This window comes from Parendozoicomonas verongulae (assembly GCF_009711465.1).
GTDB classification, from domain to species: Bacteria; Pseudomonadota; Gammaproteobacteria; order Pseudomonadales; family Endozoicomonadaceae; genus Sansalvadorimonas; species Sansalvadorimonas verongulae.
This window is the reverse complement of record NZ_SMME01000804.1, coordinates 1-20,518: the sequence shown is the minus strand read 5'-3', so window position 1 is coordinate 20,518 and position 20,518 is coordinate 1. Positions and strand designations below refer to the sequence as shown.

General features: G+C 49.3%; 21 protein-coding genes and 1 pseudogene. 7 read left to right on the top strand and 15 right to left on the bottom strand.

The features are described from left to right. A partial coding sequence (locus E1189_RS08675; RefSeq protein WP_230460278.1) for a hypothetical protein occupies window positions 1-650 on the top strand: 650 nt, incomplete at its 5' end. Here the strand turns inward: E1189_RS08675 and E1189_RS08670 are convergent. From E1189_RS08670 to prlC, 3 genes are all read right to left on the bottom strand, one after another. Continuing rightward, window positions 625-2,355, bottom strand: coding sequence for a hypothetical protein (locus E1189_RS08670; RefSeq protein ID WP_155159663.1), 1,731 nt, complete (start codon window positions 2,353-2,355; stop codon window positions 625-627). The genes E1189_RS08675 and E1189_RS08670 overlap by 26 nt on opposite strands. 75 nt (window positions 2,356-2,430) lie before the next feature. After that, window positions 2,431-2,670, bottom strand: a complete 240-nt coding sequence (locus E1189_RS08665) for a YheV family putative zinc ribbon protein (protein ID WP_155159661.1) — start codon at window positions 2,668-2,670, stop codon at window positions 2,431-2,433. An 85-nt stretch (window positions 2,671-2,755) separates the two neighbouring features. Continuing rightward, window positions 2,756-4,789: an oligopeptidase A gene (gene prlC, locus E1189_RS08660; protein ID WP_155159659.1), complete on the bottom strand. Its 2,034-nt coding sequence runs from the start codon at window positions 4,787-4,789 to the stop codon at window positions 2,756-2,758. Window positions 4,790-4,948: 159 nt separating this feature from the next. Between prlC and E1189_RS08655 the strand changes: the two genes are divergently transcribed. Then, window positions 4,949-5,482 carry a gamma carbonic anhydrase family protein gene (locus E1189_RS08655; RefSeq protein ID WP_155159672.1) on the top strand — a complete coding sequence of 178 codons (534 nt, stop codon included), beginning with the start codon at window positions 4,949-4,951 and terminating at the stop codon, window positions 5,480-5,482. Between the two features lie 165 nt (window positions 5,483-5,647). Here the strand turns inward: E1189_RS08655 and maiA are convergent, their stop codons facing one another. The 9 genes from maiA to E1189_RS08610 all read right to left on the bottom strand — a co-directional run bounded on the left by maiA (window position 5,648) and on the right by E1189_RS08610 (window position 13,090). Continuing rightward, complete coding sequence (gene maiA / locus E1189_RS08650; protein ID WP_155159657.1) at window positions 5,648-6,274, bottom strand: maleylacetoacetate isomerase; 627 nt, start codon at window positions 6,272-6,274, stop codon at window positions 5,648-5,650. 15 nt (window positions 6,275-6,289) lie between these two features. Continuing rightward, window positions 6,290-6,736: a YaiI/YqxD family protein gene (locus E1189_RS08645; RefSeq protein WP_155159655.1), complete on the bottom strand. Its 447-nt coding sequence runs from the start codon at window positions 6,734-6,736 to the stop codon at window positions 6,290-6,292. Window positions 6,737-6,847: 111 nt separating this feature from the next. Continuing rightward, window positions 6,848-7,759, bottom strand: a complete 912-nt coding sequence (locus tag E1189_RS08640) for a DMT family transporter (RefSeq protein WP_155159653.1) — start codon at window positions 7,757-7,759, stop codon at window positions 6,848-6,850. Window positions 7,760-7,947: 188 nt separating this feature from the next. Beyond that, on the bottom strand, window positions 7,948-8,934 hold the full coding sequence (locus E1189_RS08635; RefSeq protein ID WP_155159651.1) for a fumarylacetoacetate hydrolase family protein: 987 nt from the start codon (window positions 8,932-8,934) through the stop codon (window positions 7,948-7,950). Beyond that, window positions 8,931-10,067, bottom strand: coding sequence for a homogentisate 1,2-dioxygenase (locus tag E1189_RS08630; RefSeq protein ID WP_155159649.1), 1,137 nt, complete (start codon window positions 10,065-10,067; stop codon window positions 8,931-8,933). Before E1189_RS08630 ends, E1189_RS08635 begins: the two co-directional genes overlap by 4 nt. Then, window positions 10,060-10,398: a 4a-hydroxytetrahydrobiopterin dehydratase gene (locus tag E1189_RS08625; RefSeq protein ID WP_329601950.1), complete on the bottom strand. Its 339-nt coding sequence runs from the start codon at window positions 10,396-10,398 to the stop codon at window positions 10,060-10,062. Before E1189_RS08625 ends, E1189_RS08630 begins: the two co-directional genes overlap by 8 nt. A 59-nt stretch (window positions 10,399-10,457) precedes the next feature. Next, window positions 10,458-11,240, bottom strand: coding sequence for a phenylalanine 4-monooxygenase (gene phhA / locus E1189_RS08620; protein WP_155159647.1), 783 nt, complete (start codon window positions 11,238-11,240; stop codon window positions 10,458-10,460). Beyond that, the gene (gene hppD / locus E1189_RS08615) at window positions 11,240-12,355 is read right to left on the bottom strand and encodes a 4-hydroxyphenylpyruvate dioxygenase (RefSeq protein ID WP_155159645.1); all 1,116 of its coding nucleotides are present in this window, start codon (window positions 12,353-12,355) and stop codon (window positions 11,240-11,242) included. Before hppD ends, phhA begins: the two co-directional genes overlap by 1 nt. Window positions 12,356-12,526: 171 nt before the next feature. Next, window positions 12,527-13,090 carry an acetate uptake transporter gene (locus E1189_RS08610; protein WP_155159643.1) on the bottom strand — a complete coding sequence of 188 codons (564 nt, stop codon included), beginning with the start codon at window positions 13,088-13,090 and terminating at the stop codon, window positions 12,527-12,529. A gap of 414 nt (window positions 13,091-13,504) precedes the next feature. On the opposite strand from E1189_RS08610, the gene E1189_RS08605 reads away from it, so the two are divergent. The 5 genes from E1189_RS08605 to E1189_RS08585 all read left to right on the top strand — a co-directional run bounded on the left by E1189_RS08605 (window position 13,505) and on the right by E1189_RS08585 (window position 18,534). Continuing rightward, window positions 13,505-14,089 (top strand): YhgN family NAAT transporter, encoded by a 585-nt coding sequence (locus tag E1189_RS08605; protein ID WP_408014713.1) that lies wholly within the window; start codon window positions 13,505-13,507, stop codon window positions 14,087-14,089. Between the two features lie 209 nt (window positions 14,090-14,298). Beyond that, window positions 14,299-15,327 (top strand): amino acid ABC transporter substrate-binding protein, encoded by a 1,029-nt coding sequence (locus E1189_RS08600; protein ID WP_155159641.1) that lies wholly within the window; start codon window positions 14,299-14,301, stop codon window positions 15,325-15,327. An 80-nt stretch (window positions 15,328-15,407) separates the two neighbouring features. After that, on the top strand, window positions 15,408-16,589 hold the full coding sequence (locus E1189_RS08595) for an amino acid ABC transporter permease (RefSeq protein ID WP_329601949.1): 1,182 nt from the start codon (window positions 15,408-15,410) through the stop codon (window positions 16,587-16,589). A 12-nt stretch (window positions 16,590-16,601) separates the two neighbouring features. Beyond that, window positions 16,602-17,702 (top strand): amino acid ABC transporter permease, encoded by a 1,101-nt coding sequence (locus E1189_RS08590; protein WP_155159639.1) that lies wholly within the window; start codon window positions 16,602-16,604, stop codon window positions 17,700-17,702. A gap of 103 nt (window positions 17,703-17,805) precedes the next feature. Continuing rightward, entirely contained in the window at window positions 17,806-18,534 is a 729-nt protein-coding gene (locus E1189_RS08585) for an amino acid ABC transporter ATP-binding protein (RefSeq protein WP_196221332.1), read from the top strand. Window positions 18,535-18,589: 55 nt separating this feature from the next. Here E1189_RS08585 and E1189_RS08580 read toward each other — a convergent pair whose 3' ends face one another. The 3 genes and pseudogenes from E1189_RS08580 to E1189_RS08575 form a co-directional block, all read right to left on the bottom strand. Continuing rightward, on the bottom strand, window positions 18,590-19,183 hold the full coding sequence (locus E1189_RS08580; protein ID WP_230460277.1) for a hypothetical protein: 594 nt from the start codon (window positions 19,181-19,183) through the stop codon (window positions 18,590-18,592). After that, a pseudogene (locus E1189_RS26235) lies at window positions 19,184-19,372 on the bottom strand (homeobox domain-containing protein); the annotation flags it as partial. It lies immediately after the preceding gene. 657 nt (window positions 19,373-20,029) lie between these two features. Continuing rightward, the coding region (locus tag E1189_RS08575) for a homeobox domain-containing protein (protein WP_230460276.1) at window positions 20,030-20,518 on the bottom strand (489 nt) is incomplete at its 5' end.

Here is a 20,518-nt window from a genome sequence, read left to right as displayed (position 1 = left end):
CCCCCCCAACAGAGCCGCTGCCCCCAGACCCGCCGCCAGCAGAGAAAATGAACCTGATGAAAACCAACTGGCTGGCAAGAGTGGCACGCACGACGAAGGAGTTCTTTCTCTATGAAAAAAGTGTCCATATATCTCGCAGTCAAGCCATGGAAGAGCCGATAGAAGCACTGGAGAACAAAGCGCCGGACACCAGAAACATACTGCAGGAATATTTTATTCCCCCTGACCAGCTACAGCCTTTTCTCGAAGCTCTTCAGTTGTGGATCAAAACACATAAAAACGTTGAACTGATTAATGGCACGGTTCGCTGGGTGAATGCAGATCACGATTCCCTGCTGCCCTATGCTCCCCAAGATCGTTTTGCCGTGGTGCTATCTATAAACCTTCCAGATACTCCTGCTGCTGAAAAAGCCATGATACAGTCAACCCGTGAACTGATTGATGCCACTCTTAATTTGGGGGGGCGTTACTATTTGCCTTACATCCTCTACGCTACCCCCAATCAATTCAACCACGCCTATCCAGAGTTTAGCCAGCTACTCTCAGCAAAAAAACAGTGGGACACAGGCGACCTGCTCACCAGCAGGCTGTACCAGACTTATTCCCCACTGCATAAGCCTCTGGTCAGGAGTCAGAATCCGAGGATATAACTTTTGTTTGGCGTCTGAGTCGCCTTTTAAGTGGAGGTGTCTGCAGAGTGTTGGATGGAGCCACGTCTATAGTTTTGAGAGTCAGGTTTAGCTCCTCAAACAACTGACTATCCGGGCTGAATCTGTAAATATCTTTCTTTCCCTGAAATTTATTGATGACCTCTTCCAAGTAACTTTCTTTAGTTTCATCCAGTTCGGGAAAATGTAAAACGGCCATCTTTTTCAAGTGCTTCCGAATATCTCCGATCTCTTGAATCCCCCCTCCCACAACCAGAACAATACTCTCTGCATCATTCACTTCTGATGCAAGTTGTTGGCACCATAGATTGAGATCTTTAGCGTTGCGCCTGAATTTCCCAATGGAAAGATCCACAACAACAAGCGCCCGGTTTAAAGTCTCTGGTTTTAACACTAATCCATAGGTTTTGCCGGCAACATTTCGATTTAGAAGCCACAGCACCTCATAAAATGAGTGTTCACCTGAAGGGAAGTGCCGAATGTCTAGTACTGGGGTCATATTTCTCTTTATAGGGTGAACAGGTATCCAGTTTGCCTCATTAGCCTCACCTCCCCAAAGAGCTATCTGTACACCCGCCCTCAGGGATGTACGGGCTGCTACGGGGCCAAGGGTCACCTGAAAGTCGGAAGGGTCAAAAATAAAATCTTCCATGCCCGGATAAAAAGCGGCAGCTTTTTCATGTTTCACCCGTCTTTTTACAAACTCATCGTTTACTTGCCCTGAACTTTTGTTGACATTCTCCTTCGCTGATTTAAGTGCTGAAATAAGTGCCTTACATTTCTCTTGTCTCCACGCCATCTCACCTTGATCATCGTGGAGGGTATTCCTCACCAGCTTTTTGAACGCGTCTTCGTGTTCAATAACTGCTTTTTTTTCCATATAAACCACAAACTGTGGTAGCTGGGAGCGAAAGTGTGGCTTGCTGGTATCAGCCATAAGCACCACTAGCTCATCATCACGATAGCCGCCCTTCTGACTGGGTTTACTGAAAGTACTTAACTCCTTGTCTTTTGCCTCTTCAGTGATGGCATTTGCATCCAGAAGCGTGATGGCGTGGATTTGCTTTTCATCCAACAAAACCAGTTGGAACTCCTTTGCCTGAGGATCTCCTGTTGGATCTTCATTCCTTATCACCATCTTGAACAGCCAGCCATGTTTACCCAGTAAAGCTGTTTGGAACCCTCCTGTTAATACACCATCAGTTATCGCTACGTTGATATCCAGTTCCTCAAAGGAAAGGCCATTGGTCATATCAAAGGTTTGTATTGCAGTATTCCAGGGAAATACCTCTATATGGGCACCTATATCTACATCCCAATGCGCAGAGAATGTGCCCTTCTCTTGTTTAGAGTTGACAACAACAGTAGGAAGTCGATTCGAAAACTCAGAGAAGCCTTTGATAGTCATATCTTCATCGGATTCATCCCCAGAGCTTCCCCCATCATCCGAGTCAAAAATTTCACTTTTTTTTCCTACCAGGTCAGGCTTCTTATTTACATCATCCCCCACAACCAGCAGTTTCGAATGTCCCCCAGCATCAGTGAGTTCCGGTTGAATAGCCTCTCCATGAGCAAGAGATAACAATCCACCCTTTTCTTCCGAAGCCTGGGCTACAGAAAAAAGTGCACCACTAAAAGAACCAACGCATGAAAAGATAAGCAGTAAGCGTGAACTGAAATACCACATAACGACCTCCTGTAAAGCAGCTTGGGAGTGTAGACGCCGTTATGTAGCACCATGGTGCAACATAAAATAATGTTGTCAGTGAAGGATTCGAACAGGGGAAATATCGCTGTCTTGTGGTTGAGTTGCATCTACGGGGTCATCTACATGGTTCACACGGGTTTCCAGCTCTGCTTGCGGTTCCAGCTCTTTCTGGGAGTCGGTAAAACCACACTCCACACATTCACGCACAGTGGTGTCGCCTTGCATAAATATCACAAGACGATCCATGGCGGAGCACTTGGGGCATACAGCCCCGGCAATAAAACGCTTTTTCATAATTATTCTCAGGTTTTCACTTATAAAACTTCCTCCCAACCTCCCCTGACAGGGGAGGGGTACCATGACATTGCCAGGAGAGAGTTTAGCCAGTAATACCTTTATGGCGCAGCATGGCATCCAGCTCAGGCTTTCGACCACGAAATGCTGCAAACATATCCGCAGGCTCACGGGAGCCACCACGTTCCAGAATTTCATGCAGGAAGGACTCTCCGGTTTCCTGATTGAAGATGCCGTCCTCCTCAAATTTAGAGAATGCATCTGCTGAGAGCACCTCTGCCCACAGGTAGCTGTAATAACCTGCAGCATAGCCACCAGCAAAGATATGGGAGAAGCCGTTCTGGAAGCGGTTGAAGGCAGGTGGAATCACAACAGATACCTCCTTACGCACCTCATCCAGAACCTTCTGGATATCCATCCCGTCTTTCCAGCCATGGTGAAGGCGGAAGTCGAACAGGGCGAACTCAAGCTGGCGTACAACCATCATAGCCGACTGGAAGTTTTTCGCGGCTAACATCTTCTCCAGCATCTCATCAGGAAGTGGCTCCCCGGTTTCGTGGTGGCCGGAAATCAGTGCCAGCGCCTCCTTCTCCCAGCACCAGTTCTCCATAAACTGACTGGGCAGTTCTACAGCATCCCAAGGCACACCACTGATACCAGAAACGGCAGAGTAATCCACGCGGGTCAGCATATGATGCAGGCCATGACCAAATTCGTGGAACAGAGTCACAACTTCATCGTGGGTGAGCAGGGCAGGGTTATCGCCTACAGGTGGCGTGAAGTTACAGGTCAGGAAAGCAACTGGTGTTTGAACATTGTCGTTGGCCTTTCTACGACTATGGCAGTCTGCCATCCACGCACCGCCACGTTTGTGTTCGCGGGCATACAGATCGAGGTAGAAACGGCCAACCACTTCGCCATCACGCTCAATATCAAAAAACTGAACATCTTTGTGCCAGGTATCAACACCTTCCACAGCCGTGATATTCACACTGTAGAGACGGCTCACGACTTCAAACATGCCAGTGATAACTTTGTTGGCGGGGAACCAGGGGCGCAGCTCTTCCTGACTGATAGCGTAACGCTGCTGGCGCAGTTTCTCAGCGTAGAAACCAATATCCCATGCAGAAAGCTCTTCAACTTTAAACACGTCTCTGGCAAAAGCTTTCAGTTCACCCAGCTCGCGCTCGGCCTGTGGCTTACTTCTGGCTGCAAGATCTTCAAGGAAAGACAGAACCTCCTCAGGGTTCGCCGCCATTTTGGTAGCTACGGAATAATCTGCGTAGGAGTCAAAGCCCAGCAGGGCGGACTGCTCTTTACGAGCCACCATGATCTCTTTCATGGTTTCGCTGTTATCAAACTCACCAGCGTTGGGGCCTTCTTCAGAAGCGCGGGTCACGTAAGCGGTGTACATTTCTTCCCGTAGCTCACGGTTTTCACAGTAAGTCATGACCGGGAAGTAGCAGGGGAAGTCCAGATTCAGCATCCAGCCTTCTTCGTGGCCTTTAGCTTGAGCCAGTTGCTTAGCACCGGCCAAAGCAGATTCTGGCAAACCAGCCAACTCGCGTTCATCGGTAATCAGCTTACTCCAGGCCATAGTGGCGTCGAGCACACGATCAGAGAACCCACTGGTAAGCTCGGAAAGTCTGATACTCAACTCAACGAAGCGGGCCTTCTTTTCTTCAGGCAGATCGACACCCGCCAGATGGAAATCACGCAGGGCGTTATCAATCACTTTGCGCTGGGCTTCGTCCAGCGTCTTGTATTCTTCACCATCGGCAATTTGCTTGTAGGCATCGAACAGGTTTTTGTTCTGGCCCACCCATGTCCCAAACTCGGAGAGTTTGGGCAGGCAACCGTTGTAGGCGTCACGCAGCTCATCACTGTTGACGACAGCGTTCATATGGGAAACCGGTGACCAGGCATGGCTCAAACGTTCATCCAGTGCATCCATGGGCTCCTGAAGATTGGCCCATGTGTAGGTTTTATCTTTCGCCAGCAGCGCCTCGATACCTTCTCGAGATTCTTTCAGTAGTGCATCTATAGCAGGGCCGACATGCTCGGCGGATACTTTGGAGAACGGTGGCAGTGTATTTTGATCCAGCAGAGGGTTGCTCATTCGGTTTCCCTTTTGTAGTTATCGAAGCACGGGGTGTTCATCGACCATTATTGTGGTTAATAGTGATCGCTAAAGAGCATTTCAAGGTTTATTACTCTTCAACAAAAACGGCCTGTGATACTCTCAATAGCGATTTGAACGCTTAGAGGGGGAAGAATGATGGCGGTTCGCACGTATCAGGATAAAACGCCTGTTCTTGGTGAAAGGGTTTTTATTGATGAAACCGCTGTTGTACTGGGGGATGTAAAAATAGGAACAGACAGCTCCATCTGGCCCTGTGCAGTGATTCGTGGAGATATGCACGAAATCCGCATTGGCGAGCGCACCAGCGTTCAGGATGGGTCCGTTCTCCATATCACCCACGCCGGTCCTTACAATAAGGACGGTTGGCCCCTGCATATTGGCAACGATGTCACCATTGGTCATAACGCCACGCTTCACGGCTGCACAATTCACGACAGGGTTCTTATAGGTTTAGGAGCGATCGTGATGGATGGTGCGGTAGTGGAATCGGAAGTACTGGTAGCTGCCGGAGCAATGGTTCCCCCAAAAGCACATCTGGAAAGCGGCTTTGTGTACAAGGGAAACCCGGCTAAAAAAGCCCGCCCCTTGACGGATAAGGAGCGGGACTTCTTTCTTTATTCATCCAGCAACTATGTCACTCTGAAAGATAAACACAGAGTCGAGCAGTAAGTACCCGGGCCATTGCTTTCGCATAGTCTGACGGCGTCTTTTTCCGCCCTTGCTGCGTCACAACTCTTATCACGTAGCGGGCTACGCTCCCGACGCTGTTCCTTGAAGAGCGAAAAAATCCACTCGCCATCATTATGCGAAAGCAATGGTCCGGGTACTTAAAGATTACATGCTGTCTGGCTGGTTTTCGGGCACAGCCTGTTTAAAGGCGTCCATAGTCATGCAATGTTCCCATATGCCCACGATTTTGGGATAAGACGTAAGGTTCATGGAAAAGCGTTTGGCATTGCTCACCTGCGGGATCAGGCAAATGTCGGCCAGAGTTGGCTTATCCCCCACACAGAAAGGAGCAGCTTCTACCTGCTGTTCGAGAGCATCAAAGCCCTGGGCAATCCAGTGGTGATACCAGGTTGTTACGTCATCTTCAGACTGGTCAAAATTGGTCTTGAGGTATTTCAACACCCGCAGGTTATCCAGTGGGTGGATGTCACAGGCGATACTGTAGGCCATGGCACGCACTCGTGCTTTTTGCCAACTGTCATCAGGAAGCAATGGCGTCTGGGGCCAGGCTTCATCCAGCCATTCCATAATGGCCAAAGACTGACCGAGTGCACCTTGCTCTGTCTCGAGGGCAGGTACCAGCCCCAGAGGATTGACAGCTTTAAACTCTTCGGACTTTTGCTCACCTTCCCGCAGGTTTATGGGGAGTTGCTCATACTCCAAACCTTTAAGGTTCAGAGCTATTCGGACGCGAAATGCAGCAGATGAGCGGAAGTAGCTATAGAGCTTCATAAAGCCTCCTGGAGGCTAGCTGTTCTGAGCAAGGAAACGATCCAAAGCATTAGCAAAGTCCATTCTCTCCCGGTTGCCAAGCGGAGGAGGCCCACCAGATACTTGTCCGGTACTTCTCATTTCTTCCATAAAATTCCGCATAGCAAGGCGATGACGTATATTTTCCTGATCATAAAACTCACCGCGCGGGTTCAGAGCATGGGCTTTTTTCTGAAGCACTTCTGCAGCCAGAGGAATATCAGCCGTAATGACCAGATCACCCGGTGAGCAGTCTTGCACAATATAGTTGTCGGCCACGTCAAAGCCTGATGGCACCTGCACAGCATTGATAAACGGAGAGGGTGGAGTACGCAGGTATTGGTTTGCCACCAGCGTCAGTGGTGTTTTTGTGCGTTGTGCAGCTTTAAAGAGAATCTCTTTAATCACATTGGGGCAGGCGTCAGCATCAACCCATATCTTCATTATAATCGTCCGGCAAAAGGTCTTATCCGCAGAGTGACATAAGCTGTATCCCCTGTCAGCCTTTAAACGGGAGTTTCCCCCCAATCAGGGGGGCGCTAACCAGTTGGCAGGTCAGGCTGCTTGCGCAGAAAGGCGATATCTTTCGATCAGTTGGGGAATGCCGACTCCACTGAGAATCAGAGCCATGCCCATCCAGATAGAGGAGTCGATCTTCTCTCCGAGAAACACGCTTATCCACATGATGGATAGCACTGGCACCAAAAACATCAGGTTGGATACTCGGGAGGCTTCAGTGGCAATACGCAGGGCCGTGAGCCAGAAGATATAGGTGACGCCCATCTCAAACAGGCCAATGTAAATCATGCCTGCTATGCCATGGATACCCACCTCCGGCCAGGATCCGAAAGCCATGTTCAATATCAGCAACATTGGAAAGCCACAGAGGGTACAGCACAACAGGCTCACTACCGGGTCTTGCTTGTTACCAGTGTTCATAATCCAGTACAGACACCAGATCAGCGCGGCCAGCAGCACCAGGCCAATACCCACAAGGTTGATATCTCCCAAACCTGACAACTTGCCACCTGTGGCAATAATGGTTACACCGCCATAGCCCATTAAACAACCCAACAGCTGCCAGCGACTCAAGGCTTGTTTCAGAACAGGTGCTGCCAGCAGTGGCAGCATAACGGCCCAGCTGTAGTTCACCGGCACAGCAATGGAACCGGGAAGGTGTTCATAACCTGCAAACAAGGAGAGATAAAACGCCGTTGGGTTCAGTGCACCAAGAGTGAGATAGAAAAGAGGGCGCTGCTTTAATGTCTTCAGCACCTGAGAGAGCTGACCACTCATCCATACACGGCTGAAAAGAACCAGCATCGAAACAAAACACGCGCCGGTAACCAGTTGAAGAGGTGTGAGTTCGGTCAAGGCGATTTTAAAAACGGTGGCAACCGTTGACCAAAGCAATACTGTGACGCAGCCATAGATAAGCGCCAGTTTTTGGTTCTTTTGAGTCGTCATAGTTCGAATCCAAAATACGAACAAGGTTGAAGAAACAGATGCGAGGGTGGCGCATCATATCAGCCCGTTTTCTTAGCTATGACGATGTGAATCAATGTTTTGTGGCAAAAAAGGTAGTGCTTACATTTGAGGAAAGTGTATGCCCCCTCACATTTACAGGAAGGGGAAAAGGGCGGAGAGACAGGTTTTCAGGGTGTGGAATATTCCACAAAAACCTGGTCGATAGCACCAAAAACAGAGTCACCGGCTTCATCCAGCATCTCTATTTTTACCCGCTCTCCAAATTGCAGGAATGGTGTTACAGGTTTGCCATCCGCAACGGTTTCCAGCATCCGCCGCTCGGCGATGCAACAGGAACCGACACTGCGGTCTTTGTTAGAGATGGTTCCCGAGCCAATGATTGTTCCTGCTCCAAGAAAGCGAGTTTTTGCTGCATGGGCAATCAACCGATGAAAATTGAAGGTCATGTCAGTGGCGCAGTCCGGTTCACCAAACAGCTCCCGCCCTCGGTGTACAGTAAGTGGCCGATGGATAACACCATCTTTCCAGCTTTCTCCCAGTTCGTCAGGCGTGACAAATACCGGTGAAAAACTGGAGGCCGGTTTGCTCTGCATAAAGCCAAACCCTTTGCCCAACTCTGCCGGAATAAGGTTGCGAAGAGAAACATCATTGACCAGACCAATCAGGCGAATATGTTCTGCAGCCTGATCGCTCCCTATTCCCATGGGAACATCATCGGTCACCACAATCACCTCCGCCTCAAAATCGATCCCCCATTCCTCGCTGGCCAGTGGCACATCATCCCGGGGGCCGAGCATTTTATCAGAGCCACCTTGATACATTAGCGGGTCTGTCCAGAAAGACTCCGGCATGTCAGCCCCGCGAGCTTTGCGCACCAGTTCCACATGATTCACATAGGCGCTGCCATCCAGCCACTGAAAAGCCCTCGGTAAAGGCGCTGTGCAGAATCTGGAGTCGAACGCCTGAGTAGCGGGGTGTTCACCAGCATTCAGCCTGTCATAAACCTTTTCGAGGGCTGGCGCCTTAGTCTCCCAATGATCCAATGCTTCCTGCAGGGTTTGTGCGATATCGGGTGCAGCCACCCTTTGAGAGAGGTCTTTAGACACCACAACCAGCTGGCCATCACGACCTGCTTTCAGAGAAGCCAGTTTCATTGTTCACCTCCCTTCCATGAGTCTACATAACCTTTATTTTCTACGGTCCATAGACTGTCTACTGCTTTCAGTGGACGACGAGTGTCGATCATTACCGCCACTTCATCGATCTCCTTAACGGGGTTTTCCATACTCTTTTTCAATGCCTTGGGGTGCGGGCCGTGGGGAAAGCCACAGGGATGGTGAGTCATCATGCCCGCTTCGATATGATCACGACTGAAGAAATTTCCTTTGTGGTAAAACAGCACTTCATCAAAGTCGTCGTTGTTATGGAAAAAAGGCACTTTCAATGCGCCCGGGTCACTTTCTACCGGGCGGGGCACAAAGGTACACACCACCAGACCGGAGCCGACAAATGTCGTATGAACAGAAGGAGGCAAGTGGTAACGGTGACTCATCAGCGGGCGAATATCCCGCCAGTTCACCCGCAGTACGGTATTGGTGCCGTGCCAGCCTATGGCATCCAGTGGGTTGAAAGGATAGGTTACTTTGGAAATATGACCTTCACGTTTGATGTAGATTTTCCAGGGGTTCTCATCCTGCTGTGCACGAAACTGGTCGTTTATTTTGGGATAATCCAGGCAAGCTGGGTCGAAAATAGCGTTGTATCCCAACATGCCTTTTTCCGGGAGGGAATACATACCATCGGTGTTTTCAATCATTAAAAACGCGCAGGCTTCTGTGGGTTCAATGCGCCACACTGTTCCTCGTGGAACACTGATGTAATCTCCATCCCGAAAAGTCAGATGACCATAGTCGCAGAAAAACTCACCCGCACCCTGATGTACAAACAGCAATTCATCCCCATCACTGTTGCGCACGAGATACTCCATGTTCTGCTCTAACTTCCAGAACCGTAGTCGTACATCACGATTATAAAGAAGAGGGGCCGCCAACCACGGGCTGATAGCTTCGGCATTCAGGTTATTCAAATCAAAGGCATGGGGACGCAATGGGCCTTCCCACTTTTCCCAACCAGTAGGGGGGTGTTTATGGTGCATGTGGGAGACAGGGCCGTAAAAACCTTCACGCCCCAGCTCTCGTTCATAAGTGCCATCCGGCAGGTCACAATGAGCCTGCCGGGAGGCTTCCCCCTCTTGAATAGGAAAACCCCGAGTCAATTTTTTATTCATAAACTTTATCGGTGCGCGCAGCCATTATGAAATCATTTTTATGGAGTCCCTTGATGCTGTGAGACCACCAGGTCACAGTCACCTTCCCCCACTCTGTGAGCAGTCCAGGGTGATGACCGGCATCCTCAGCCAGCTCACCAACCTGATTGGTAAACGCCAGCGCCTTGCGGAAGTTTTTGAAGGTAAACACACGCTCCAGTTGCAAGACTCCCCCCCGGTTTTCCGTGCGCCACTTGGGAAGATCTTTTAAGAGCTCTGCAATTTCAGATTCATTTAACAGTGCGGCTTGGGCCTCACAAGGCGCACATTTGGATTCAGATAATTCACTCACGCTATCACCTGCCTGAAACCTGTTTTGATTGAGCACCCAATCGTGTGGCTGGGTGCCCACTAGTCGTTGGTAAAGAGTGGTGGGAGTAAGCCGGTCTGTCGTGCTTCTGCCACCATCAACATAATGTCCTGCTGACTGAGATCATTCAGAACACTCATATCGTTAATGACATAGTACAAAGGCTGAAGAATATCGATGCGATAGGGGGTTCGCAGAGCCAGAATCGGATCGAACGCTTCCCGCCTTGGAGCAATACTTTCCACACTCCACCTGGTTTCCTTAGGGCTGGAAAGAATACCACCGCCGTATACACGTAAACCGGCAGGGGTATCAATCAAACCAAACTCCACGGTGAACCAGTAAAGTCGTGCCAGATACACCCTCTGCTCATGACTGGCGTCCTTGCCCAACTTTCCATAAGCATGGGTGAAGGCAGCAAAAGCCGGATTAGTTAGTAGCGGACAATGGCCAAATACCTCATGAAAAATATCCGGTTCTTTGAGGTACCCCATATGCTCTGGCCGACGTATAAATGTTGCGACGGGAAACTTTCTTTCCGCCAGCAGACTAAAGAACCGGTCGAAACTGATCAGAGCGGGCACACGCTCAACCTGCCAGCCGGTCGCCTCTTCCAAAACCTTGTTTACCCTCCCCAACTGGGGGATGTGGTCGTGGGGCAGGTCCAGCCGTTCAATACCATCCAGATATTCCTGACAGGCATGTCCCGGCAACAGGTTGATCTGCTGGCCAACCAGCCGGGACCAGGTTTCGTGTTCCTGTTCGGTGTAGTGGATAATCCCGTCAGCATCCGGCTCACGGGCTTCGTAGGATGACTTTTTCATTATGTTCCGGCCTGTTGTTGTCCCTGGTCGGATAGCACACCTCGGTTAATCTGGTCCTGCTCAATACTTTCAAACAGCGCCTGGAAGTTTCCTTCTCCAAAGCCTTCGTTCCCTTTGCGCTGAATCACCTCAAAGAAGATGGGGCCAATAACGGTTTCGGTGAAGATTTGCAGCAACAAACCACCCTGATCATCACCATCCATGAGAATGCTTTGGCTCTTGAGAGCTTCAACATCTTCACCATGATTGGGGAGCCGGTCGTCCAGCATACTGTAATAGGTAGCAGGGGGAGGAGGCATAAACTTCACACCGGCATCGGTTAATGTGCTGACAGCCTGGTAAATATCCTCCGTAGCCAGGGCGATATGCTGAATGCCTTCCCCATTGTATTCTTCCAGAAACTCTTCGATCTGGCTTTTGTCGTCGGAGGATTCATTGATAGGAATACGAATCTTGCCGCAGGGGCTGGTCATGGCGCGAGATACCAAACCGGTGAGTTTGCCTTCAATATCAAAGTAACGAATCTGTCTGAAGTTAAAATAGTGCTCGTAAAAAGTCGCCCAGCGGTTCATATTACCGCGAAACACATTATGAGTAAGATGATCAATTTCCAGCAGGTTAAAGCCTGGCTGTTGTGCACTTACGCCTTCAATGGGAACAAAATCCACATCGTAGATAGAGCCACGCTCTCCATAGCGATCCACAAAGTAAATATGGGCGCCACCAATACCTTCAATGCCGGGAATATTTAACTCCATATAATCTGCCTGCGATTCCAGTGGTTTGGCTCCCAGCTTGAGAGCACGCTCCATAGCGTACTTGGCATTTTCCACCCGAAATGCCATACCGCAGGAGCAAGGCCCATGACGTTCCATAAACTCGTGACTGAAACCTTTGCGCTCCGCATTAATAATGAAATTAATGTCACACTGTCGCCAGAGGGTGACATTGCGTGAGCGATGTCTGGCAACAGCTTTAAAGCCAAGAGAAGAAAAAAGAACTTCCAGCTCGTGGGGGTCGTTTGCAGCAAACTCTACAAACTCAAAACCATCGGTTCCCATGGGGTTAGCATCAGAAATCAAATCCACTTGTGGTGAGTTGATAAGAGCATCCATATGTGCCTCCAAGACCTTTATAGATATTGTTAAAAGTATAGGTCTGCTCAGACTTTTTCGTTTTTCAGGAATTGTGTTCCCGTTACCAAGCTATCACGCTTTTCAGGGATGGCATAAAAAACGGGGTTCAGTTTTTCAACTGAACCCCGTTTTTTTGTTATTTGTCAGCTATCAGTGACCTGCACCGATTGGCATAACAGTACGGCCATACTTCTCATTCAGAACCAGAGCAAAGGCTTCGTACAGTGCGCTTGCACCACAGAAGATACCAACGTAACCAGCGATTACGCCCAATGTGTGATTGCCAGTGAAGTGTTCAGCAGACAGCAAGAAGAACAACAGAGTCAGAGAAGAAAATACAACCTGACCAATCTTTGGACCTTTAAGAGTGGCAAAGAAAAAGAACAAAGTGAAAATGCCCCACATCAGCAGGTACCAGGCCATTGCTGTGGCGGAAGTTGCTTCAGCCAGCCCCATCTTGGGCAGAACGAGCAGCAGAACCAGAGACCACCAGAAGGTGCCGTAAGAGGTGAAAGCCACAGCGCCGAAAGTGTTGTCGGTACGGAATTCCATGATACCCGCAATAATTTGAGCCAGACCGCCGTAGCACAGCCCCATTGCCAGAATCATACTACTCAGTTCAAAGAAACCTGCGTTGTGCAGATTCAACAGAACTGTCGTCATACCAAAACCAGCCAAGCCAAGGGGTGCAGGGTTTGCACTGCGTGTTGCCATTATAAAGAGTCCCGAAGTTACAAAGATTCCCTTACGTATTGTTTAAAAAACAGACGTAAAGTTGAAAATATATTGAGAGTGTCGCGAATTCTATGGATCAGTATGCAAAGGTTCAATAGCGGTGCGGAAAGCCACTGAAAGACATAATGACTACTTATGCACAACAAATGGATTGTCCTATGAACGGCCTGTGTGCCACACTCGTTCTACCACTTTCCCGAGAATATACCCTTGAAACACCCTGATTTCTCTACGGTGTTTGTAGAGAATCAGGGCACGCTGAATGTCAAAAGAAATATTGTATTCGGTGTGTTTGTTTAACCATTTTTCAGTCAGAATATCAGCGTTTTTATTACTACCAAACCTATTAGTTGCTCCTCTGCGGGCAGCCTTAAGCGTGCGAGGGAAATTGTCGTGGAAGTCTGGAACGCGGCGCTAACGCTGTTTCTGATCATGGATCCGCTAGGCAACCTGCCTGTATTTATGTCCATCCTTAAAACTGTACCGGAAGAACGCCGAAACAAAGTGCTGGTAAGAGAGCTGTTAATTGCTCTCGCTATCATGCTGATCTTCCTTTATGCCGGTCAGAATATTCTGAATACCATGGGGCTTGCGCCAGAAGCGGTGAGTATTTCCGGCGGTATTATTCTGTTTATTATCGCCATTCGTATGATCTTTCCTCCAGCCAATGGCCCCAGGGATGATGAGATTCAAGAGGAGCCCTTCATTGTTCCTCTTGCTACACCACTTGTTGCCGGTCCTTCTCTGCTGGCGTCGCTGATGTTGCTGGTAAACAGGCATCCAGACATGCTGGCTGAATGGACAATTGCAGCAGTCGGCGCATGGTTTGCGTCCGCAGCCATTCTGATGTTCTGCAAGCCTCTCTATAAAATTCTCGGAGAGCGTGGCCTGATGGCACTGGAACGCCTGATGGGTATGATTCTGGTGATGCTGGCCGTACAAATGCTGCTGGATGGTGTTGTGAAAATCCTTCACTAAACAATAAAAATCCCGCAAAGGTTTGATCTCTGCGGGATTTTTTGTTTCTTTCGCACCAAGTTGATACATTAAATTCCTGATCTCTGTTTCATACGCCGCACGGAAGTGCTTTCGCGGTTTTTTGCTGGAGAAAAAAGCAAAAAAAGTGGTCTCAGATTTGCTCACTAAAAATAACTAGAACGATATAAGAAAAAGAAGAGACAGAAACAATGAAAAAAGCGATTCAACTGGCAGGTGCTGCTTTGGCACTGACTGCCGCCTCCAGCCTTGCCCAGGCATCCACACAAACCTCAACGCTCGAAAATGTTAAAGAACGTGGCTATATCCAGTGTGGTGTAAGTACTGGCCTGCCCGGTTTCTCCACACCCGATGAGAAGGGTAACTGGACAGGTATTGACGTTGATGTATGTCGCGCCATGGCTGCTGCCACCCTTGGCAATGCCGACAAGGTGAAGTTCATTCCTCTCACTGCAAAAGAGCGTTTTACCGCTCTTCAGTCCGGGGAAATTGATGTACTTTCCCGTAATACCACCTGGACTCAAACCCGGGATACTTCTCTCGGTTTGAACTTTGTAGGTGTGAACTACTACGATGGCCAGGGCTTCATGGTGAAGAAGAACCTTGGCGTATCCAGCGCTCTGGAACTGGATGGCGCAACCGTGTGCATTCAGGCCGGTACCACCACCGAGCTGAATATGGCGGACTATTTCCGCGAACATAGCATGACTTACCAGCCGCTGGTATTTGATACCTCCGCACAATCCGTTCAGGGCTTTGAGTCTGGCCGTTGCGATATGCTGACATCCGACCAATCCCAACTGTACGCACTGCGCACCAAGCTCGCCAAGCCTGATGAAGCGATTGTTCTGCCAGAGGTTATTTCCAAAGAACCTCTCGGCCCTGTTGTGCGTCAGGGTGACGACCAGTGGCTGAACATTGCCAAGTGGTCTTTGTACGCGCTGGTAAACGGTGAGGAGTTGGGTCTGACGTCTGACAACATTGACGCGAAGATGACAACCGATAACCCAGCTATCTCCCGCTTTATTGGTAAGACTGGCCCTGGTGGCAAGGCGCTGAACCTGCCAGACGATTTCGCTTACCAGATTGTGAAGCAGGTGGGTAACTACGATGAAATCTTTGAACGCAACGTCGGTGCCAAGTCTCCTTTACTGATCAAGCGTGGCATTAACGCGCTATGGAAAGATGGCGGCATTGTTTACGCACCTCCTTTCCGTTAATTCCTGCCTCAGACCACAGGTGCATTACGCGCCTGTGGTCTGTTTGTATTTGGGCGAACACTATTTAAGGCAGGTTTCTCGTGTCTCAAAATATTAATAAAGCCAGCAGCTCCCGCTTCTGGTACGACCCGAAAGTGCGCAGCATTCTCTTTCAGCTGTTATTTATCGGGCTACTCGTTTTCTTTATTTCCAACATCATCACCAACACCACAAACAACCTTGAGCAACGTGGCATTACCACCGGCTTTGACTTTTTAAGTCAGGAAGCCGGCTTTGGCATCATCCAGAGTCTGGTTGAGTACGATGAAACCCACACCTTTGGTAAAACCTTTATTGTCGGCTTGCTGAACACAGCCCTTGTCGCGGTACTGGGGGTTGCTCTCTCCACCGTTGTTGGTTTCTTAGTGGGTATTGGGCGGCTGTCCAGTAACTGGCTGGTTGCCCGACTCTCCACAGTTTATATCGAAATTTTCCGGAACATTCCGGTCCTGTTGCAGATTCTGTTCTGGTATATCGCGGTTCTGCAGGTGCTGCCATCGCCACGGCAGAGCATCACGCTGGGAGAATCTATCTTCCTGAACCTGCGTGGGCTTTATATTCCTGCGCCAGTGTTTGGAGAAGGCTCTGGTATTGTACTGGGTGCCTTTGTTGCCGCGTGTATGGCAGCCTTTGTCCTTTCCCATTGGGCAAAGCAGCGTCAGGTAAAAACCGGGGAAGTATTCCCTGTGTTTCGTGTTGGGCTGGGTTTGATTGTTGCTCTGCCCATTGTTGTATGGGTGGTTGCAGGGCAACCGATTTCTCTGGAGATGCCCGTTCTCAAAGGCTTTAACTTCCGTGGCGGCATAACTGTTATGCCAGAACTGATAGCTCTGCTGCTTGGTCTGGCGTTCTATACAGCGGCATATATTGCGGAAAACGTCCGTGCCGGCATCGAAGCTATCAGCAAAGGGCAGCGAGAAGCGGCAGGCGCTCTCGGGCTGAGTGAAGGGAGAATCATGAGTCTGGTGATTATTCCTCAGGCTATGCGTGTTGTGATTCCACCCCTCGCGACCAACTACATGAACCTGATCAAAAACTCCTCTCTGGCCACCGCCATTGGTTACCCCGAGCTGGTGAATGTGTTTATGGGCACCACCTTGAACCAGACGGGTCAGGCCATAGAGATTATCGCCATGACCATGGCCGTATACCTCACTATGAACCTGATGGTGTCGCTGTTTATGAACTGGTTCAACACACGAATGGCTTTGGTTGAGCGGTAAGCGGAGAGAGCGATGATAGTAAACGACAAAAACATTCCTTCTCGCCCAGCTCCTGCATCTACCCGAGGTATTGCAGGCTGGTTGCGGGAGAACCTGTTCTCGACTCCGGGCAACAGTGTACTGACATTTATGGGGCTGGCATTTCTGGTCTGGGCTATTCCGCCCATTTTCCAGTGGGCAGTTTTGCAGGCGGACTTTATTGGCGTGAATAAGGAGGCCTGCACCAGTGAAGGCGCCTGTTGGGTGTTTGTATCCGCACGCTTCCAGCAATTTATGTACGGCTTTTATCCTGACACTGAACTCTGGCGTGTAAATATATTCTTCGCACAGATGACCGCCGTTCTGGTGTGGGTATTGTGGGATAAAATGCCCAGGCGCACTTGGGGCGGGGTGTGGTTTCTTACTGGTTTTCCTCTCACCAGTTTTATTCTTCTGCACGGTGGGTTTCTGGGGTTGGAGACGGTGGAGACACACAAGTGGGGCGGCTTGATGCTGACGCTGGTGCTTTCACTGGTGGGCATGGTGATCGCGCTGCCCATCGGTATTCTGCTGGCCCTTGGCCGTCGCTCCGATATGCCTGCGGTCAGTTCCTTTTGTACGGTGTTTATCGAGATTTGGCGGGGCGTTCCGCTGATCACCATTTTATTTATGGCCTCGGTTATGCTGCCATTGTTTATTCCTGGTGATATTGAACTGGATAAACTGGCGCGGGCAATGATCGGTATCAGCCTGTTTGAAGCGGCACTGATTGCAGAGGTGATTCGCGGTGGTTTACAGGCCATGCCGAAGGGGCAGTATGAAGCAGCCGATGCCATGGGATTGAGCTACTGGCAGGGTATGCGTTTAATTATCATGCCTCAGGTGTTGAAGATTTCCATTCCTGGCATTGTGAACACCTTCGTTCAACTCTTTAAAGACACCAGTCTTGTATTAATCATCGGTCTCTTTGACCTGCTCGCTGTTATGCAGGCGGGCATTACCGATGTGAACTGGCCCAATATTTCCATCGAAGCTTTCGTATTTACCGGCTTCGTTTTCTGGGCATTCTGCTTTGGTATGTCGCGCTACAGCGTAGCTTTGGAGCGGAAGCTGGATACCGGACACAAGAGTTAAAGCCCAATAAATACAATACTCACAGGGTTATAATATGCACGCAGAAGTCGAAGAAAAAGAAAAACAAAGCGTCTCTCTGAAACACATGGCTGGCACTGAAACCATGATTGAATTGAGAGGTGTAAACAAGTGGTACGGCGACTTTCATGTCCTCAAAGATATCAACCTGACCGTACGGAAAGGCGAACGTATTGTCGTCTGCGGCCCGTCAGGTTCCGGCAAGTCCACCATGATTCGCTGCATCAATCGCCTGGAAGAGCATCAGGAAGGTATTATTGATGTAAACGGCGTGACCCTCACCAACGATCTCAAAAACATCGAACATATCCGCAAGGATGTGGGTATGGTATTCCAGCACTTTAATTTATTCCCGCATTTGACTGTTCTGGAAAACTGCACACTGGCACCTATCTGGGTGCGCAAGATGCCCAGGAAAGAAACGGAAGAGATCGCCATGAAGTATCTGGAACGGGTAAAAATTCCTGATCAGGCCAACAAGTATCCCGGCCAGCTTTCCGGTGGTCAGCAGCAGCGTGTGGCTATCGCTCGCAGCCTGTGTATGAACCCTGAGGTGATGCTGTTCGACGAACCCACTTCAGCTCTTGATCCGGAAATGATCAAGGAAGTACTGGACGTAATGATTGAGCTAGCACAGGAAGGCATGACCATGATCTGTGTCACCCACGAAATGGGCTTTGCTCGCACCGTGGCAAACCGGGTGATATTTATGGATGGTGGGCAGATTATTGAGGAGAATGCGCCGGAGCCATTCTTTAATAGCCCGCAGAGTGAACGAACCCAGTTATTCCTGAGTCAGATATTGAGCCATTGAACCATTACGGGATAAGTGTTGCAGACTTTTTCAGTAAAAATCTGCAACTTTTAACTTACTGCCCCCTGGAAACGTTCGCCCCCCAAGGGAAAAATGGAGGGTTCTGATACGCAGGCACAGCTTGTCCTGTTGGAAGCTGAGGTACAACTTGTCCCATAAATGGAGGCTGGACATATTGTCCTGTTGGAGGCTGAGGTACAACTTGTCCCATTAGTGGAGGCTGGACAATGTGTCCCACTAATGGAGGTTGAGGCACAACTTGTCCCATAAATGGAGACTGAGGTACAACTTGTCCCATAAATGGAGACTGGGCAAATTGTCCTGTTGGAGCTTGATGTACAACTTGTCCCATTACTGAATAGTGGGCAATTTGTCCTGCTGAAGGTTGAGGTACAAAGTGTCCTATTGGTGGCTGAGGTACAAAGTGTCCTATTGGTAGCTGAGGTCCTGCTGAAGACTGAGGTGCAACTTGTCTTGCTGAAGGCTGAGGTACAACTTGCTCTGCTGAAGGAGGAGCACCAACATAAGAATGAGATGTTACGCTAGGCACACCACCTTGCTGTGATGAAGAAATTATTCTTGGCTGCAGGGACGTTTGCGACGGCATAGCCAACATAGCCTCTTCTTCCCCAATGGCTTTTAACTTCATCCTCCGGTTCTGGAACCAGGTTTTAATAACTTTCTCGTTAAGGCCCAATTTGCGCGAGAGCTGTTCCTTATCCTCCTTTGAAGGGTACCGGCAAATGTCAAAGGACCTCTCAAGTATCTCTATATGTAGATCTGTAAATTTTGTTTTTGGCCTTTTGGGAAGTCTAGTACCTCTAGCCCTTGCCTCCATTCTTAATCCAGACGGTCCGGCCCCTGTCTCATGACGCTCCACGGAGTACTGGGCAACAGGCTTGCTGGCAGAACTTATCATAGCCTGACTACCCACCCCCATCGTTTGTAATGTTTGGCTTTCGGGTATAGCTTGCACGCTGTGCTGTTGATAAGTGCCTCGTATAACTGGCGTACTTACTCCTCGAGATGGCGCTGTGCTGTATAGGCTAGGAGCATTTGGGGTAACTGCGGCTGCCTGTGTTGTCGTATTCATATGATCTCCCATCTATTTACTTGATGCACTACCTTAAGAACAAGCTTTGAAAAGAAGCTGCCAAGATGGTTCGATAGTTGTTACTAAGGGTTTCTTTTTGGTTATGAATACTTGATTTGCAAACCGCATATGGCAGAGAACGATAACCTCTTCAACTGGCCAGGCACCCAAACCATATGAAATCCGTAGCTTGGGTACTTCTCAATAACAGAGCCTCCTCTTAGGGGAGAATCAATCTTACTCCACTGTTTTATTCCCACTGGTTGCGCTGGGGGTGTCTACATTATTTGAGGGGTATGAGTGGCACGCCACTGCTTTTGTTGGGGTTGGGCTTGTGGTGCTTGGAAATATCCTGGTCTTCTATCAGGGAGCTTCAAAAGCTCCCGGGTAGTTATACTTCCTTTATGATTTTGAGGGTCCAGGCTGATGGCCTGCTGCACGAAGTTGCTCTTTCTTCACCTTCAGCCGCCGGTTTTGAAACCAGGTTTTAATCTGTGTATCGGTAAGCCCTGTTCTTTCTGCCAGCTTATATCGATCCAGAGGGTTGAGGTATACATTTTGCCTAAACGTTGCCTCAAGGTCCGCCATCTGTGCCGGGGTAAAAACAGTTCTTGCCTTTCGTTTTACCCCCGTAGATCTTCCACTTCCTGAAGCGCTTATTTCACCCGTGGATGGAACACTTATTGCGCCCATGTATGGAACACTTGTTACACCCATGGATGGAACGCTTGTTTCGCCCGTGGATAGAACACTTGTTATACCCATGGATGGAACGCTTGCTTCGCCCGTGGATGAAACACTAGTTACACCTATGGATGGAGCGGATTGTGAGATAAGTGGTGATGGAGCCATACCTATACCCTGGCCAGGAAGAAAGCCCGGAGTCAGGAA

Bases quoted from the DNA above. Each gene is read 5' to 3' on its own strand.
- E1189_RS08670 (WP_155159663.1), bottom strand. From the start codon at position 2,355: ATGTGGTATTTCAGTTCACGCTTACTGCTTATCTTTTCATGCGTTGGT.
- E1189_RS08665 (WP_155159661.1), bottom strand. From the start codon at position 2,670: ATGAAAAAGCGTTTTATTGCCGGGGCTGTATGCCCCAAGTGCTCCGCC.
- prlC (WP_155159659.1), bottom strand. From the start codon at position 4,789: ATGAGCAACCCTCTGCTGGATCAAAATACACTGCCACCGTTCTCCAAA.
- E1189_RS08655 (WP_155159672.1), top strand. From the start codon at position 4,949: ATGGCGGTTCGCACGTATCAGGATAAAACGCCTGTTCTTGGTGAAAGG.
- maiA (WP_155159657.1), bottom strand. From the start codon at position 6,274: ATGAAGCTCTATAGCTACTTCCGCTCATCTGCTGCATTTCGCGTCCGA.
- E1189_RS08645 (WP_155159655.1), bottom strand. From the start codon at position 6,736: ATGAAGATATGGGTTGATGCTGACGCCTGCCCCAATGTGATTAAAGAG.
- E1189_RS08640 (WP_155159653.1), bottom strand. From the start codon at position 7,759: ATGACGACTCAAAAGAACCAAAAACTGGCGCTTATCTATGGCTGCGTC.
- E1189_RS08635 (WP_155159651.1), bottom strand. From the start codon at position 8,934: ATGAAACTGGCTTCTCTGAAAGCAGGTCGTGATGGCCAGCTGGTTGTG.
- E1189_RS08630 (WP_155159649.1), bottom strand. From the start codon at position 10,067: ATGAATAAAAAATTGACTCGGGGTTTTCCTATTCAAGAGGGGGAAGCC.
- phhA (WP_155159647.1), bottom strand. From the start codon at position 11,240: ATGAAAAAGTCATCCTACGAAGCCCGTGAGCCGGATGCTGACGGGATT.
- hppD (WP_155159645.1), bottom strand. From the start codon at position 12,355: ATGGATGCTCTTATCAACTCACCACAAGTGGATTTGATTTCTGATGCT.
- E1189_RS08610 (WP_155159643.1), bottom strand. From the start codon at position 13,090: ATGGCAACACGCAGTGCAAACCCTGCACCCCTTGGCTTGGCTGGTTTT.
- E1189_RS08600 (WP_155159641.1), top strand. From the start codon at position 14,299: ATGAAAAAAGCGATTCAACTGGCAGGTGCTGCTTTGGCACTGACTGCC.
- E1189_RS08590 (WP_155159639.1), top strand. From the start codon at position 16,602: ATGATAGTAAACGACAAAAACATTCCTTCTCGCCCAGCTCCTGCATCT.
- E1189_RS08585 (WP_196221332.1), top strand. From the start codon at position 17,806: ATGATTGAATTGAGAGGTGTAAACAAGTGGTACGGCGACTTTCATGTC.
- E1189_RS08580 (WP_230460277.1), bottom strand. From the start codon at position 19,183: ATGAAGTTAAAAGCCATTGGGGAAGAAGAGGCTATGTTGGCTATGCCG.